Consider the following 18,253-nt stretch of genomic DNA (forward strand, 5'->3'; position numbering starts at 1 on the left):
AAAGGCCGCCATAGGATGGCGGCTAAAATGAAAGTTATACTCGTTAAATCCCGTTATTTATCACTACACATATAATTTCTTTCTATTCCTAGCAGACGGACAAAAATAATTTGCAAATGCTTCGAACAGTTCAAATTTATTTACTATACTTTGATTGCACATCAGGAAGGCTCCGGTCTTCTGGTCCGGAAGCAGCCACATCAACGCACTAAAGCCGGGAAAGTTGCCGCTCTTAACCAAAATACGTTCGCTTCCGTATTCTGGATGGATGTTCATCTCGAATCCGTTTCGTCCGTAAGGCTTGCCTGCTTTAATGTCCGGTTTTACGGACATTAAAGCTTGAGCCGACTCTCGGCTTAAGATACGACTACCACCATAAGCCCCCTCCCCCAGCATCGCAAGCATGAAACGGGCCATATCGTCCCCGGTGGACACCAGACTTCCTGTGGCCGTGTCTATTGGGCTATACGGATAAGCTGGAACAAGCTGCTGGTCAGGATGGTAACCTTTCGCTAATCTATTTGACCATTCTGCTGGCAGTGTGAAACTACTGCTGTTCATCCCGAGTGGCTGAAGGATGTGGCTATGGGCATATTGCCCACATGACATGCCTGTAATTTGTTCAATGATGTACCCCAGAATAGTGTAAGCAAAGTTGCTATATTGATATTGTTCCCCAGGAATATGAACAACAGCAGGCATATACTTATAGATAAACTGCTTCAATGTCATAATCGAAGGGACTTCGCCCCTGATCAGGTCATCCATCCCCGAATCCGGATGATCCAAACCGGATTCATAATTCAGTAGATGCTTCAAAGTTAACGACTCGTTAAACGCTCCAGGAATGTCAATGTCCTCGATGAGAGAACGAACCTTTGCATTTATATCCAATTTACCCTGCTCTGCCAATTGCCGGATAACGACCGATGTAAATATTTTATTGATGGACCCGACCCTCATCAGCGTAGTAGCTGGATCTACCTTTGTAGAACGTGTCAGATCGGTATAACCGCACCCCTGATTCACAACAATTTTGTTATCTTGAACCAAAACCAAAACAGCTCCTGTCACACCATCCATCCAAGGAGAATGAAGCAATCTGTCAGCAAATTCGTTTGGTTTTTCTATATAGCCTGTATACTTTATATCCTCAGAAGAAGGTATACGAAGGTTTTCACCTTGACGAACACAGTGCTTAATGATCGTTCGCAGATTGTCCTTCATAAGGTCTCCAAGCCGTTGAATGGATACATTCTGGAACTGTTTTGTGCTATAACTGATAGCCAGTGTGAGCTTGCCGGAGGTGATGCTGCCGACAATATCCAGTACATAGCGTCTTTGTTGCATCTCACTTACATCATTTCCTTTGGAATATGGTGAAATATCAATCGCACTGTTCTGCAGCTCTTGGTCAAACTGTCCAAGATAATTAAAACTGACTTCCGGCTGTATGGCGTTTTTGAACTCTTGCGCCCAATCGGATATATAGCGCAGTATTCCAAAGCCGATACCCTTATTCGGAATCTGGCGTAAATTATCCTTTGTTTTCAATATATGCTGTGAAATATCATCGTTCGCATCTGCCACGAGTCTGACCGGATATTGAGTCGTAAACCAGCCAACTGTACGTGTGATATCAATTCCGGGAATGATTGCCTCCCTGCCATGACCTTCCAAATGTATTATCGTCTGATAAAGATTTTTCCATTGGTACAGTGCCTGGCTCCATGCAGCGAGCAGCAAATCTTGAATGTCTGTATCATAAGCTTGATGAACCTGTGTAAGCAGCTGCCGCGTTTCTTCGTTCGACCACTCTATAGTGATGGTTACCGTGTCTTTGACAAGGGAATCCTTCTCCGTGTAATCCTTAGGAATCGGCTGACTTCCCTGGGATGTAACCTCCTGCCAATACGCACGCTCATGCTGCAACTGCGGCTGGTATGCATAAGCATGGAGCGCCTCCGCCCAGTTTTGGAAGGACGCAGTTTTGGGAGGGAAAGTTACAGCTTGCCCGTTGACTGCTTGCTCATACCCTGATGTAATGTCCTCTAGTAAAATCCTCCAGGACACCATGTCCATAACAAGATGGTGGACTACAATCAGCAAATGGTCGCTAGGATTACAACGGAACAGAACCAGCTTAACCAATGGGCCAATGTCCAATTGAATGCTGCTTTGTACCCGGTTGGACGCTTCCTCAATAGCAGTAGCTGGATTGTTTAACTGGATACAATCCCTGACTTCCAGCGTATAGAGCTCTCCTTCATCGACCTGCCGAATGTAAGGAATGTATTGTTCACCGCTCCGGCGGAATACGGTCCGCAGTCCATCATGATGTTCCGCAATACGCCGCATGACCCGATGAATAGCTTCCAGATCCAGACGATCAACCCCGGCAAAGAGCATGGATTGATTAAAATGATGAGGATTTACATTATCCGGGCTTTCCAGAAACCACCGCTGAATGGGGGTTAATCGAACCGTGCCGCTCACTGGACCTTGATCTACCTTATCATTCATTTGTTCCACATGTACGCTTAACTCTGCAATCGTCTGACTCGTATACCAATGTCTCATTTCCAGCTGGAATCCGGCCTGAGACAGTCTGGAAGATACCTGAATCGATTGAATCGAATCCCCTCCCAGATCAAAAAAATCATCATGGATGCCTACCTGTGGCACTCCCAAAATCTGCTGCCAGATTTCAACCAGCAAGCTCTCTGTTTCCGTTCGTGGTGCTGCATATCCACTTCCAGGGGTTTTCACACTGTTTTCAGGAGCAGGGAGTGCATTACGGTCAATTTTTCCATTCAAAGTCAGTGGCATGGCTGGAAGCTTAATGATAAAGGCCGGAATCATATACGCAGGCATATCCTGTTTCAATATCGTTCTTATACGTTCCGATGTCAGGGTGGAACTGCTTGTGTAGTAAGCACACAGATGTTTGGTCCCGCCTTCCTGTTCTATGGCAATGACAATGGTTTCCTGAATCTGCTCAATATTTAAGAGCCGAGTTTCAATCTCTCCAATCTCCACGCGGTGACCTCTTATTTTAACTTGATGATCTATTCTGCCCAGATATTCAATCGCACCGTCCGGGAGCCATTTTACCCAATCTCCGGTTCTATAGACTCTCTCTCCAGGGGAGAAAGGACTGGGAATAAATTTTTCGGATGTCAGCTCTGGCCGGTTGAGGTACCCGCGGGCAAGTCCACTCCCACCCACCCATAATTCGCCTGGTACGCCTGGTGGCTGGAGCTGTCCTACTTCATTCACAATGTAAGTGCTCGTATGACTTACCGGGTATCCAATAGGAATGACTGCTTTGTGTTCTGTGATATCATTGACGTGATATGCGGTTGCAAAGACTGTACTTTCTGTCGGCCCATAAACATGGATAAGCCTGTCTGGTCCAAGGTAACTCAATGCTTTCCTAACATGATCTACAGACACACGTTCTCCCCCGAAAAGAATTTTACGGAGTGAAACCAGGCGGTCCGGGTATATATCAAACATAACGTTAAATAAAGCGGTCGTAACAAACAAAACGCTGACATTATGCGCAGCCATATGTTTCGTCAGCTTATCCATATCCAGCAATGCATCTTTTGAAATCAGCACCAAGCCAGCTCCATTAAGCAAAGCTGAATAAATGTCAAAGGTGGAGCCGTCAAATGCATAGTTGGACAATTGTAATATCCTATCTTCTGGTTTAATTGTAATATAATCACTCTCATACACCACTCGGATAATGTTACGATGAGTTGTCAATATTCCTTTAGGCTTGCCCGTTGTGCCTGAAGTATAGATGACGCAGGCCAGCGAGTCCGAATGGGCCATACGTGGTTTTGTCTGCCTGTATAATTTCTCCTTCTGCTCATTTAGAGGGCCGGTTTCATCATTAAAAACGATGCACGTGCCGCTAAAGAACGAGGCTACCTTTTCCTGCAAATGGCTTTGTAGCAGCAAAATATCGGCGCCTGAGTCCTCTAACATATAACGGATTCGCTCCTGCGGATATGTCGGATCTACTGGCATATAAGCTCCACCCGCTTTGAGAATTGCTATCATGCCGATGATCATGTCCGGGCTACGATCAGCCATCAGACAGACGATTCGCTCAGATTCGACTCCGTAAGCAGTGAGTTTTTGGGCAAGTCTGTCTGCCTGTTCATTCAGCTCACGGTACGTTAATTGAACATCGCCATGCACTAGTGCAACATGATCAGGGTAACGCTCTGCTTGTTCCTCAAATAGCTGATGAATCGTTTTCTCGGTACATCCAGGCCCGGCTGCGTGATAGCACTGTTCCAGTGTCTGCCTTGTCTCTTCTACGGTCAAAAGCTGCAATTCCGCCAGCTTGCTATCCGGCTTGTCCACAATCTGTTGCAAGAGATGGTGCACATGCTCACCTATGCGCTTCACATTTTCCGCAAGAAAGACACGCGCATTATAGTTGAAGCGGATGCTGATTTTCTCACCCGGAACTACAATGATATTAAAATTATAGTTCGTCTGCTCCTGAACTTCAGCGTGAAGAATGTCAAGACGATCCGCGCTTGGCAAGCCGCTGTCTTCAAGTTGTTGTTCTACAGGATAATTTTCAAAGATCATAATATGAGTAATAAGTTGTTGTTTCTGTACCAGCTCGGATTGAATTTCATAAAGCGGATACGTATCAAAGGCTCCTGATGCCACAGCCTGCTGCTGGTTACGTTGCAGCAACTGAGTGAAAACCTCTCCTTCCTCCCAGCGAATACGAACCGGAATCGTATTAATGAACAAGCCGATCATTCGTTCAATGCCGGGGATTTCAGCTGGTCTGCCCGAAACAACGCTGCCAAATACAGTATCTGGGGTCCCATTATATTTGTGCAGCACAATCCCCCAGACCGTTTGTAAAAGTGTATTCAGGGTTACATGATTTTCTTTAGCCAGTTGTTTCAGACTGTCAGTCAGTGCTGTGCTTAATTCGAATGCGGTTTCGGCAAGCTCGTATCCTTGATGTATACTTGTATCTGCCCCTGGAAGTACGGCCTGTCCTTCATAATATTCCAAATATCCCTTCCAGTAAAGGGAAGCCTTGGCATGATCTTGTCTTTCCAGCCAAGAGATATATTCACTGTAAGGAGCTGTTGGAGGCAATTCCACTTGAGTATGACGAAGCTTGGCATAATATATTTCAAGCAATTCATTAAACAAAATCGGTGCGCACCATCCGTCCATAAGTACATGATGGAAGCTCCAGACTACGTGGTAAATGGTGTCATCTTTTTGAAATATGGAAATCCGCATGAGCGCATCGGATGCAAGATCCATACCGCGCATTTTATCATTGGCTGCATACATTTCCGTCCACTGTTTGGCATCCTCGTTCGTCATATACCGAATATCTGCAACATGCAGGGCCGGTTCTTTCTCACGGTACACCACTTGCAACGGGGTATCCCTCCAGCCAAAATAAAAGTTGGTCCTCAGGATGTCATACCTGTCTATGATTTGACGAAGACTTTCCCTGAAAACGCGCACATCTAGCTCACCCTGCATATCAAACGTAATTTGCTCAAAATATGAGCCCGAATCAGGAGCAGCCAAGCTGTGAAAAAGCATCCCCTTTTGCATAGCGGTCAACGGATATATATTTTCAACTGTACCTGTTTCTGCCGTATCTCGGGTCAGTTGCTCCAACTCAGCCATTGTGATCCCGGTCAACATAATATCGCTTGGCGTAAGCTCAGGAGATGCCGCTTTCTGTGTGCAGTGGGTAATGATGTCCAGCAAGCTGTCATGCATCAATTCAGCGAGTTGCTCCATTGTTTCTTTCCTGTAGTCTTTTCTACTGAACCCAATCCCCATCGACAATACTCCTCCTGTAATCATTCCATTGATGTCCAGGGTGTAAGGTCTTTCCTGAAGGGCGCTCATATCCGGTCCACTGGAATAAGGCGACAGTTGGATGCTGCTGTTCTCCATGTCTTGGTCAAACTGTCCAAGATAGTTGAAGCTGATATCGGGTCGGATTTCGCAAATGTCATGTGTATTCGAAGCAGCTAAATAACGGAGCAAGCCATAACCCATGCCCTTGTTCGTCATTTGCCGCAGCATTTCTTTGGTCTGTTTGATTTGTCTGGACAGTTCATGGTCTGCATCTATTTGAAGCACCACCGGGTATTGGCTCGTAAACCACCCTACCGTGCGTGTAATATCCAGACCGGGAATCATCGACTCACGTCCATGTCCTTCCAAATGAACAGCAACCTTCCCCAATCCTTTCCACTTATTAACCGCTATCCCTAGTGCTGTCAGCAGCAAATCGTTTATTTCCGTCGAGTAAGCTTTATAAGCATATTTCAGCAATTGTTCAGTTTCAGTTGCAGTCCAACGCACAGCAACCACCTCACTGTCCATCACTCTGGAAACTCCCCTATCCAAATCTGTTGGCAGCGGTAATACCGGAATTGTACTGATGTCCCTCCAGTAATTACGTTCTTTCTCTATTTCGGAACTGTTCGCATACTCTTGCAGTTGCTTTGACCATAGCTGGAAAGAGTCGGTTTTGAGTGGAAGCTGGATACGCTCTCCTTTCACAGCCTGCTCGTAAGCCTTCTGTAAATCTTCCAGCAAAATACGCCAAGAGACGCCATCCACGACTAGATGATGAATGGTGATTAGTAAATGATCGCCATCCATACAGCGGAACAATCCAGCTTTAACAAGAGGCCCCTTATTTAACTGAAAACTGGACTGAATCCGGCTGGACGCTCGCTCAACAGCCTCACCTGCATCGGTATGTTCACGAAAGTCAAATACGTCTAGACCGTAAAGCTCTCCATCTCCAACCGCACGGTTCCAGACCTCATAGCCGTGGTCGGCTTCATGAAAAACAATTCGCAGTGCATCGTGGTGTATTACTAATTCTTTTAACGTTGCATGCAGTGCTTCTTCCTGAAAAGCATCTTTTCTATATAGCATAAAGGATTGATTGAAATGATGAGAGTCTTCGGTCTGGCGCTCCAGAAACCATCTCTGAATAGGTGTAGACATGACCGGCCCGCTGATTTCTCCTTGGTCTGCTGTCTGGCTAACCTTTTGGACATGTGGGCTTAACAATTCAATGGTTGTATATTTGAATAAATCCTTTACATCTACTTTGTAGCCAGCCTGGTATAACCGGGAGGATACTTGTATCGCTTTAATAGAATCACCGCCGAGATCCAAAAAATGATGCTGGATGCCGATGGGAGAAACGCCAAGCACGGCTTGCCAAATCGTAACAAGTGTCTCTTCTACAGCGGTTCGAGGAGCCATATATTTATCATTTTCTCGCTGAATTTGTTCTTCGGGAGCCGGGAGCGCTTTACGATCCACTTTTCCGTTTGGCGTAAGAGGCATCTGCTCCAGCTTCACAATAAAAGCAGGAATCATATATTCCGGGATTTTTTCCGACAGGGCGCTGCGGATATCTGACGTCCGACATTCTCCACTGCCTGCAATATAAGCACACAAATGCGGAATACCTTCTCCATTTACGTGTGTAACTACCACGGCTTCTCGAATAGAGGGCATGCTTAATAGAGCTTCTTCGATCTCGCCCGGTTCGATCCGATAACCGCGGATTTTGACCTGGTTGTCTATTCGCCCAAGGTACTCAATGCTGCCGTCAGGTAGCCAGCGTGCCAAATCGCCTGTTCTGTATATACGGCCGCCGGGAACAAAAGGGTCCTCCGTAAATCTCTCCGCTGTTTCCTTCGGTAAATGGAGGTAACCTCTTGAAAGGCCCGGTCCTTTAATACACAGCTCTCCTGGAACATAGACAGGTTGAAGCTGATTCTCCGTATTTAAAATATAAATTGTAGTATTGGCAATCGGCTTCCCGATGGAAATGGCATGGTCTGTAGCACTCATTCTCCGCATAGTAGTGATGACGCTATTTTCAGTTGGCCCGTATTCATTGCAAATCTCGATCTGCTCGTTAAGTCCAGTTAAATGACGGATAAGCGCTGGGGTGATATTTTCACCACCGACAACTACATTTTTTAATGAAGATACGTCCCGGACATCCATCATGTCCAAAATACGGTATAAAAATTGTGGCGTGCTCTGCAAATGAGTGATTTTCCAGCGTCCGACCGCCTCCTTAATTGCAAAAGCATCTGCACTCTGCTGTCCATCAAGCAAATAGATGGTAGACCCTGAAATTAGCGGACCGAACAGATGTGTAATAAAGGAGTCAAACACAAAGTTGCTCATCATCAAAACACGATGTTCTTCCGTGAATGCATACGACTGTGCTTTCCATTGCAGGGTATTGGTGATGCTATGATGCTCAATCATCACTCCTTTAGGAGTGCCAGTTGTGCCTGAGGTATAAATTAAATAGGCCAAATGCGTATTACCCGTATCATCCAGATCAGCAGTATTTTCATCATATGCAGCTAGTTCATCGAGATAAACAACTTCTCCGCTGTAGTCTGACGGGACGGCGACATGCTTTTGAATTAAAACCATGTCTGCTGCCGAATCAGTCAACATATACTTCACGCGCTGCTCCGGGTATGCAGGATCAATAGGAACATAGGCGCCTCCTGCCTTCAGGATACCTAAAATACCTACAATCATTTCAATAGAACGGTCTGTGATCAGAGCAATGAATTGTTCTTTTCCAACTCCTCTGGACTTTAGAGTGCGCGCCAGACGGTTAGAGCGTTCATGTAACTCACGATATGTAATCTGTACATTTTCCATGACAATGGCTAGATGGTCCGGTGTGCGCTCTGCTTGTTCACGGAACAGTTGGTGTATCGTTTTTCCCTCAGGATATTCGATAGCAGTGTTATTAAATAATGCTAACCATTGTGCCGCATCACTGGAGGACAACAATCCCACACTGCCGTAGTGCAAATCCGGCCCAAATAAAATAAGAGACAGTATGTGCTCCAAATGCTGAACGAGCTGATTCATATACGCGTGATCGTACAATTCTGCATTACAGGACAATGTTAATTGAATGCTATTCTCTACATGCTCAAACTGAAACCATGCATCAGAAGAAATCCGTTCGTCACATGACTCCACATGAAGATGGCGTAAGGAAACAACGGTATGAAAAACAGGAGTATGATTCGCTGTATATGTGAGGCTCAGATTTTTCACCATTTTCCGAAACGGAAGATTTTGATGCTCAAGCGCTTCTGTTACCGTCTTTTTAAGCCCGGAAAAGGCGGATCTAAACGTACTGGATCGGCTCAGCCTCGTTTTGACAGGAAGGCATTCGTTCATTGGAAGCTCTGTAGTAGCTTGTTGCTGTAAAGCCGGCATGCCTACAATGATCTGCTCTTCCCCAGTATATTTATATATCAGACACTCCACGCCAGCCAGCAAAATCAAATAAATAGCCATAGGAGTACCCTTCGACATAGACAGGATACGCTCAGAAACTTGCGCGGATAACGAAAAAGACATGTGATGCAAACGGGAAATAGAGCCAGCGTCAGCTTCTTTTGAGTTCAGACTGGAATATGGTAACGAGTTCATCCGATCCTCGGGACTGAGCATTTGTTCCCAATACAGTTCATGTTCCTTGAAAATAGACAATTTATATACCTCCCATTGTGTGTAATGACATCAAGCTGCGAGCAGGTAGCACAAATTTTCAATTGGCACAGAATGAACGGAAAAAGCACGCAGAAGCGCACTCTTTCCGCTGTCATCGTCAAAAGTTAAGCTCTATCGCGTCCATGTCTACGATAGGTTGGGCCTCTGCTTGTTGCAATTGAATTTCATTGATTTTAATGGAGACATGTTGGGTGACCACTGAAAGAATATGTGTATAATCAGCGACAAGCTTGTCAATCATCTGTTTTTTGAAAAGGCTGGTACTATATTCAAAGTTTCCGCAAATCCTGTTTCCATCCTCATGCATGTACAGCGTCAAATCAAACTTAGCTACGGTGGTGTCACCTAGATCATACGGCTCCATTCTTAGAGAACTGCTGTGAATTGCTTCAGCATTCATGTTTTGCAGGACAAAAAACGTATTAAACAAAGGATGCCGATTGGCTGGTGCCGAAATGCCCAGACGGTGAATCAGCTGCTCAAAAGGGTACTCCTGGTTTTCATAGGCTGACAGCATAGTTTCTTTAACATGGCCCAAATAATTGGTGAATGTCAGTTCACCTTGAGGAACTGTGCGAATTGCCAAAGTATTTATAAACATGCCAATGAGCGGCTCCATATCGACATGGGTTCTACCCGCAACAGGAGTTCCTACAATAATATCTTCCTGACCGCTGTATTTGGACAGAAGTATTGTATAAGCAGACAGCAAGATCATATACAGGGTTACTTTTTCGTCCTCTTCCATTTTGCTTATCGACCTTGTTAAAGCTTCATCCAGCTCGAAGGACGCGACTGCTCCCTCTGGATTCCATACAGTCGGACGGTTAAAATCCGTAGGAAGCTCTAGTAGCGGTGGAGTTTCGCTAAACCTGTTCAGCCAATAAGCCTCTTTCTTCGCCAGTTGGTCCCGGCGGAAATGTTCCGTTTCCCACACCGCATAATCTTTGTATTGAATACGAAGCGGTGGCAACTTCTCCCCTTCATACAGGCTGACCAGCTCACGCACGAGAAGGTTCATGGATACTCCATCAGATATCAAATGATGCATGTCAAATAACAAAATATGGCGTTCCCGTTCAAGCACGATGATAGATGCTCGAAGCAGAGGTGCTTGCCCCAGATCAAACGGTCGAACGAAATGACGAACATAATCCTCCTTTTTTTCCTCCCCGACAATGTCGATGGAAAAAGGAACCTCAGCGTGCACCCGCTGTCTTGGCAACCCCTGAATGAACTCAAATCCCGTGCGGAGCGATTCATGTCTTGCTATAAGCAGGCGAAATGCTTCTTCCAGACGAGCGATATCCAGTTCTCCCTCAATGACCATACCACTTGGCATGTTATATCCAGTTCCGCCGCTTTGGGATTGGGCTGCCAAGTATAGCCGTGTTTGCGCCGGAGAAAGCGGATAGTGCTCTTTGCTTGCCGCCACCGGAATCGGGATATAGATTTGTTGCTCTAGGTTCGAGATGTATTGCGCCATTTGTCCCAGAATCGGATGCTGGAATACATCCCTGATTTTTAACGGTATATTCATGCTCTTTTGAATTTTGGAAACCAGTGTAATTGCTTTCAGAGAATGGCCTCCAAGTTCAAAAAAATGACCCTCCAACCCAATCGGCGACAAACCAAGAACTTCCTCCCATATTCCACATAGCTGTATTTCCAGTGTTGTCTGTGGGGCAGTATACCGATCCTGCATAAAGTCCACTTTATCAGGCTCCGGGAGAGCCTTGCGATCCAGCTTTCCATTGGATGTAACAGGCAGATGGTCAAGCTGCATGACAAAAGAAGGTATCATGTAAGCTGGAAGCTGTTGGGACAGGGTTTCCATAATCTCGGAAGCGGATATGGGAACAGCTGCTGTAAAGTATCCGCACAGGAGAGGTTCACCTGTATGGTCCTTCCTCGCCATGACGACAGCTTCATGTACATGCGGTACTTTTAGCCAAATCGCTTCGATTTCACCAGGTTCAATCCGGTAACCCCGGATTTTCACTTGATGATCGATACGTCCTAAATACTCCAGATTTCCATCCGGCAACCAGCGAGCCAAATCACCGGTTTTGTACATGCGCTCTCCAGAAGCATACGGGCAAGCAACAAATTTGTCTGCCGTCAGCTCAGGACGGTTGATGTAGCCACGAGCCAATCCGATTCCGCTGATACATAGCTCTCCTGGAACTCCTATTGGCTGCAAATGATGATCCGCATCTACGACATACAGCTTGATGTTATGAATCGGTTTTCCTATAGGTATTTTCCCTGGAGCCACGCCTTCTGGACAATCGTAGTAAGATACATCAATAGCTGCTTCCGTCGGTCCGTATAAATTCACCAGCCGTGTCCCGTTAGGTTCTCGCAGCAGTGAATTGAAGCGGCTAACATGCTGTGGTTTCAACGCCTCTCCACTGGCAAATATCCAGCGCAAGCTGTGTAACGATATGTCCTGAACGCCACTTGCCACACCATCCAGAAATACGGACAGCATAGAAGGAACAAAATGTAGCACTGAAATTTGATGGCGATCTATGACCTGAGCGATCGTAAATGGGTCCTTTTCCGCTCCCGGCTCCAGAAAAACAACACTTGCCCCTTGAGTTCCCCACCAAAACAACTCCCATACAGACACATCGAAGCTAAAGGTAGTCTTCTGCAAAATAACGTCCTTATCGTTCAGAGGATAACTGAATTGCATCCAATGGATCCGGTTTACGACAGAACGATGCTCAATCATAACCCCTTTCGGATGACCGGTCGTACCTGAAGTATAGATGACATATGCCAAATCTTCAGGACCGGCAATAGGAGTCAAATTGCTGTCATCCTCCTGGTAACAGCCCGGATCTTCCAAAACAAGACGGCAGCCTGTAAAGGAAGTTTGTGGCTGAAGATGAGCCTGCAACAGCATTACAGTTACGTCTGCATCGTGCAGCATGTAGGCTATGCGTTCCTCAGGCAGCAGCGGGTCAATCGGCATGTAGGCTCCGCCGGCTTTAAGTATGGCAAGCAGCCCAACCATCATTTCCAGCGATCTATCCGTCATCAGCCCGACGATTTGGTTGGGTCCAGTTCCGTTTAATCTCAACGTCCTTGCCAACCGATTGGCCTGTCCATTAAGTTCCCGGTACGTGAATTGCCGATCCCCCGCTATCGCAGCAACCTGGTCCGGTGTCTGCGCCACCTGTTCTTCAAACCATTGATGAAGGGTCAGATTGGATGGATATGCTTTATCCGTCTGATTGAACTCATCTAATATCTGTGTCTGTTCATCTTCTGTAATACAGGTCAATGCTTGTACAGGAAAAGTCGGGCACTGTGCGACCTGAAATAATACTTGCAGCAGATGACCACCCAATCGTTGCACATCTTCTTCCGCATAAGCCAACTCGTTATACTGAAAACGGAAGGTAAGCGTTTCTCCGGGAACGATTATGAGATTAAAATCATAGCCTGTATATTCATCAAGTGAAGCATCTGTTACCGTCAATGTACCGGAATTACGATGACCAGCATTTACTTCTTCCATCTCCTGCTCTACTGGATAGTTTTCAAACACCAGCAGGTGTGTAATTAAATTACGAGATACGTTGGACTGGGCCTGTATTTCATATAATGGATACGTGTCGTAAGCATGAGAGGCTATAGCCATCTGCTGAGTCCGAGCCATTACTTGATTGAAAGTATCTGTAGGTTCACAGCGAACGCGTACAGGGATCGTATTAATGAACAAGCCAACTATATGTTCAACCCCCGGGATTTCAGCAGGTCTGCCGGACACAACGCTTCCAAATACCGCATCCTGATGACGATTCCACTTTTGAAGCAGTATTCCCCACGCCGTTTGAAGCAACGTGTTTAAAGTTACCTTATGCTCAGCGGCAATCTGTTTTAAACGGGCAGTTAATTGTGAATCGACCGAGAGGGTCCATTGCTGCGGATCATAGGCACTCGCTTCAAACGCTTCGGTTGCTGTCAGCTTGCTTCCAGGAAGAAGCGTTTCCCCTTCATATTGATGCAAGTAGGTTTTCCAGTAAGCTTTTGCTGCCTCCTCATCTTGCTGTTCCAGCCATTCAATATACGTCGTGTAGGGCACTGCCTCAGGCAAACGGGGTTCTCGTCCTTCCTGTGCCGCAGTATAGATTTCCAGCAGTTCGCGGAGGACCAGCGGTACACACCATCCGTCCATTAGGATATGATGAAAACTCCAAATAAAACGATAAGCAGCGTCATCAGTACGCAAGACCGACATCCTAACAAGTGCATGCTGTGACAAATCAAAGCCCCTAGACGCATCATCCCTTGTGTAAGCATCTATATAACCTTCGCGCTGCTCTTTGTTTATCCCCCGGATATCTTGTTCATGAAACTCAAAGTTCCTTTGCCGATAAATAATTTGAAAAGGCATATCGCTCCAGCCACTGTAAAAGTTAGTACGGAAAATAGCATGTCGTTGCGTAAGCTGCTGTAAACTTTGCTTCATTAAAGAGATATCCAAATTCCCCTGAATATTAAAATTTGCTTGTTCAAAATAAGCCCCGGACTGCGTATGAAGCTGACTGTGGTATAACATGCCTTTTTGCATGGGAGTTAACGAGCATATATTTTCAATCTCTCCAGTATCCGCTGTATACTTCACCAGTTCATCAAGCATAGGAATCGTCAATCCCTGGAATGAAATATCACTTGGTGTTATCTCTGTACGTGTATGAGCCGCACAGTGTTGTATGACTCTAGAAAGCTCCGTCCGCACATATTCACCAAACAGGCGCACAGTCTGTTCGTCATACTGGTGATTGCTGTATCCTATGGACAGGGTTAAGGCACCACCGGAAATAATGCTGTTTAAATCCAGAGCATAAAGCCGCGGATGATTTTCACTTTCCAACAGACCGACGCTATAGGCTGATGGACGAAGCGATTGCACATTCAAATCCTGATCAAATTGACCAAGATAGTTAAAGCTGATTTCCGGTTTGCACAGGACATTGCGTTCCGTCTGTCGGGCGTACAAATATTTGAACAGACCATAGCCAATCCCTTTACGTGGAATCTGGCGAAGCCCTTCTTTCACATGTTTAATATGGTCCGATAGTGTATGGTCCCGGCTGATATTCAGCAGAACCGGATATTGGCTCGTGAACCAACCAACCGTCCGCGTCATATCCAGATCCGGAGAAATGGTTTCACGTCCATGGCCCTCCAAATTAACTACAACCTGCTCAAAGCCGGTCCAACGCTGGACCGCCAATCCGAGTGCAGTTAATAACAGATCATTAATTTCAGTATTGTATGCTTTATGCGTTTTCTTTAAGAGCATCTGAGTCTCTTCTTCGGTCCACTGTACAGTTATCACTGCGTTGTCAGCCATTCGTCCATTATCCGCCTGTCTGTCCTTAGGTAAAGAAGCTACAGAGAAGGCTTCCATGCGTTCCCAATACTCGCGTTCTTCCTGTAAATGCGAATCATTGGCATGCACGCTAAGCCACTCCGTCCACTCCCGATATGAGCTTGTCTTATATGGGAATTGGATCCTTTCCCCTTTAAGCGCCTGGTCATATCCTGTTCCTATGTCCTCCAGCAAAATACGCCATGAAACCCCGTCAACGACTAAATGATGAATGGTGATGAACAAGTGATCGCCTTCTGCGCATCGGAAAAGAGCAAGTTTTATAAGAGGACCGTTGCACAAATCCATGCTCTCCTGTATCTGCGACACCTTTTGCTCTATTGAACAAGCAGGGTTCTTTTCGTGGGTGAAATCGTAGGTATACAAGCAAAACGTTTCTCCCTCATTGCTTCCCCGATTCCAAGCTTCATAGCCTTGCCCACTCTCCCGGAATACCGTGCGCAGCGCATCATGATGACATACCAGTTGCGACATGACTTTACGTAGCGCAGTTTCCTCAAACGATTCCGCACGGTAGAGCATGACAGACTGATTAAAATGATGAATATCCGTAGTCATCTGTTCAAAGAACCAGTGTTGAATCGGGGATAATTTCATTTTCCCTTGTACTTCCCCTTGATCAACCGTCCGGCTTATTAACTGGATGTAAGGACTTAATTCCGCAATAGTCGGATACTTGAACAGTTCCTTCATACCAACCTTGTATCCTGCTTGATACAATCTGGAAGATACCTGAATGGATTTAATGGAGTCTCCTCCCAGATCAAAAAAATTATCGGTAATGCCCACTCTCGAGGCACCAAGAACATTTTCCCAAATGACGGCCAAAGCAGCCTCCGCTGGCGTACTCGGTGGCACATAAGCTTTATCGGTATGCACCATAGTCTCGGGAGAAGGCAGAGCTTTGCGGTCAATTTTCCCATTTGGTGTGAGCGGCATTCGTTCTAACTGAATAAAATGGGATGGTATCATATATGTGGGCAAATGCAGGGCAAGCTGCTCTCTCAAGTCGGCTGCCGTCACATGTTGTTCTGCCACCACATAAGCGCAAAGCTGCTGTTGCCCTGCTCCATTTTCTCTAGCAATAACTATTGTTTCCTGGACTGAAGGGATTTTCATAAGCTGTAATTCCACTTCACCCAGTTCAATGCGGTATCCTCTGATCTTCACCTGATGATCTGCGCGTCCCAAATATTCCAGATCGCCGTCTGGAAGCAGACGGGCCAAGTCTCCGGTTTTATACATTTTTGCACCGGACACGAATGGATGCTCCACAAATTTTCCTGCTGTTAGCTCTGGTTTTTGTAAATAACCCCTGGCTAATCCGTCGCCAGCTACATACAATTCCCCGGGCACGCCTACAGGCATAAGCTGCTTTCGGTTATTTAATACATAAGCTTGTAGTGTCGGAATGGGTTGTCCGATATTGCTTTTACCAGACTCTATCTCTTGCTCTCCAATTTCCTTGTACGTGACATGCACGGTCGTCTCTGTAATGCCGTACATATTGATTAATTGTATCGCTGGATATCGTTCTCGCCATTCCTTGAGTATCGCAGGACGGAGTGCCTCCCCGCCAAAAATGATTTTCCGTAAATGCAGCATAGTCGGACTGTGCAAGAACTCCTCCTGAATGAGCTGTGCAAAATAAGTGGGCGTCTGATTCAGAACTGTAACCCCTTCAGACAGAATCAGTTTTCTGAACTCCTGCGGATTTTTAGCCGTTAAAGCTGGTACGATGACCAATTTACCCCCGTTTAGCAATGCTCCGTACATCTCCCAAACAGAGAAGTCAAAACAATAGGAATGAAACATCGTCCAGGTGTCTTCCGCTCCAAAGTCAAACCGGTTTTGACTGTTAAACAACAGCCGTACAACATTTTTGTGTTCAATTAGAGTCCCTTTAGGTTGGCCCGTAGTTCCAGATGTGTAGATTACATAAGCAAGGGCTTGCGAATGCACGGGATACTGAGGATTAGAGTGAATCTCAGCATACGAATGTGCATCGTCCAGCAGCAGAACCTTTACATTGGCAGAAGTACCAACCTTCGCTTGAAGATGGCTTTGTGTCAAAATAACCTGAACGCAGGAATCATTCATCATATACTCAATCCGTTCCTGCGGGTATTCAGGGTCTATAGGAACATAGGCGCCTCCAGCTTTCAAGACGGCCAAGATTGCAACGATCATGGCCGGAGAACGATCAGCCAGTATACCAACTAAGTGATCGGTAACTACCCCCTCCGCTCTTAATGTTCTTGCCAGCCGATTAGCCTGCTCATTTAGTTGTCTGTAGGTTAAGCATTGATCTTGATATACAACAGCAGGATGATCTGGTCTGAGACAGGCCTGTTTCTCAAACAAGCCGTGAATTGTCTCTTCACGCGGGTAATCTGCTTGTGTGGTATCGTTTAAATAGGTCAAAAGTTCTTGCTGCTCTGCGGCAGACAGTATGTCCATTTTGCCTAATTCCAGTCCGGGCTGATCCATCATCAATGTAAATATGCCGATAAAATGCTCCATTACTTTGTGCATATAAGATTCGTCATACAGCCTGCTATTGTATTGGAGGGACATCGCTAGCGTCCCCATGTTCTGGCTGAACGTTAAGATACTATCGGTTATTGCCATATCACGGAACTCGGAAGCATGTAATTCACGAAGTGACACAACGGTATGCACACTAGGAATACCGTTCTCATCAGTCGGTAGATGCAGATGCTCCGTCATTTTGTGAAAAGGGAAATTCTGATGCTTAATGGACTCATTAACCGACAGGTTGACCTCCCTTAACAACGATCGGAAAGTAGAAGAATCGCTTATTTCTACTTTTAAAGGCAGCATTTCCTCAATATATGGATACATTTGCTGATGAGCCTGTGTAGTCGGAATTCCTAAAATGAGGTCCTTTTCATTAGTGTATTTGAACAGCAGCCCACTCAAGCCAGTTAAAACAATCAGATACACTGCCATATCCGAATCCTTAGCCATAGACAATACACGACTGGATATTTCCGAAGGCAAATCAGTCTGAATTGTTGCCCATGCTGGCTGCCCTCCGTTTTCCGGGTGACTGTAGGGAAATGTTGTCATCCTACTGTCAGAATCAAAACGTCCGCTCCAAAATATGCCTTCTTTTTCAAATCCGTTCATTGCGGCCCTCTCCTTGGAAAATTGTTGGAAGTACAGTGAAATCAGTCTACCCATACCGTTTTGGTAAAG

The 18,253-nt window shown here is 45.8% G+C and carries 2 protein-coding genes and 2 pseudogenes; all 4 read right to left on the reverse strand.

Annotated features, from left to right (window positions below):
- Positions 1-63 precede the first annotated feature (63 nt).
- Complete coding sequence (locus tag NST83_RS22515; RefSeq protein WP_342418024.1) at positions 64-7,311, reverse strand: amino acid adenylation domain-containing protein; 7,248 nt, start codon at positions 7,309-7,311, stop codon at positions 64-66.
- A gap of 54 nt (positions 7,312-7,365) precedes the next feature.
- A pseudogene (locus NST83_RS22520) lies at positions 7,366-9,609 on the reverse strand (amino acid adenylation domain-containing protein); the annotation flags it as partial.
- A gap of 106 nt (positions 9,610-9,715) precedes the next feature.
- Positions 9,716-17,491, reverse strand: coding sequence for an amino acid adenylation domain-containing protein (locus tag NST83_RS22525; RefSeq protein ID WP_342418025.1), 7,776 nt, complete (start codon positions 17,489-17,491; stop codon positions 9,716-9,718).
- A pseudogene (locus tag NST83_RS22530) lies at positions 17,465-18,247 on the reverse strand (condensation domain-containing protein); the annotation flags it as partial. The gene NST83_RS22525 and the pseudogene NST83_RS22530, both read right to left, overlap by 27 nt.
- Positions 18,248-18,253 lie beyond the last annotated feature (6 nt).

This window comes from Paenibacillus sp. FSL R10-2782 (genome assembly GCF_038592985.1).
GTDB classification, from domain to species: Bacteria; Bacillota; Bacilli; order Paenibacillales; family Paenibacillaceae; genus Paenibacillus; species Paenibacillus terrae_C.

Bases quoted from the DNA above. Each gene is read 5' to 3' on its own strand.
- NST83_RS22515 (WP_342418024.1), bottom strand. From the start codon at position 7,311: ATGGCTCCTCGAACCGCTGTAGAAGAGACACTTGTTACGATTTGGCAA.
- NST83_RS22525 (WP_342418025.1), bottom strand. From the start codon at position 17,491: ATGGACATACTGTCTGCCGCAGAGCAGCAAGAACTTTTGACCTATTTA.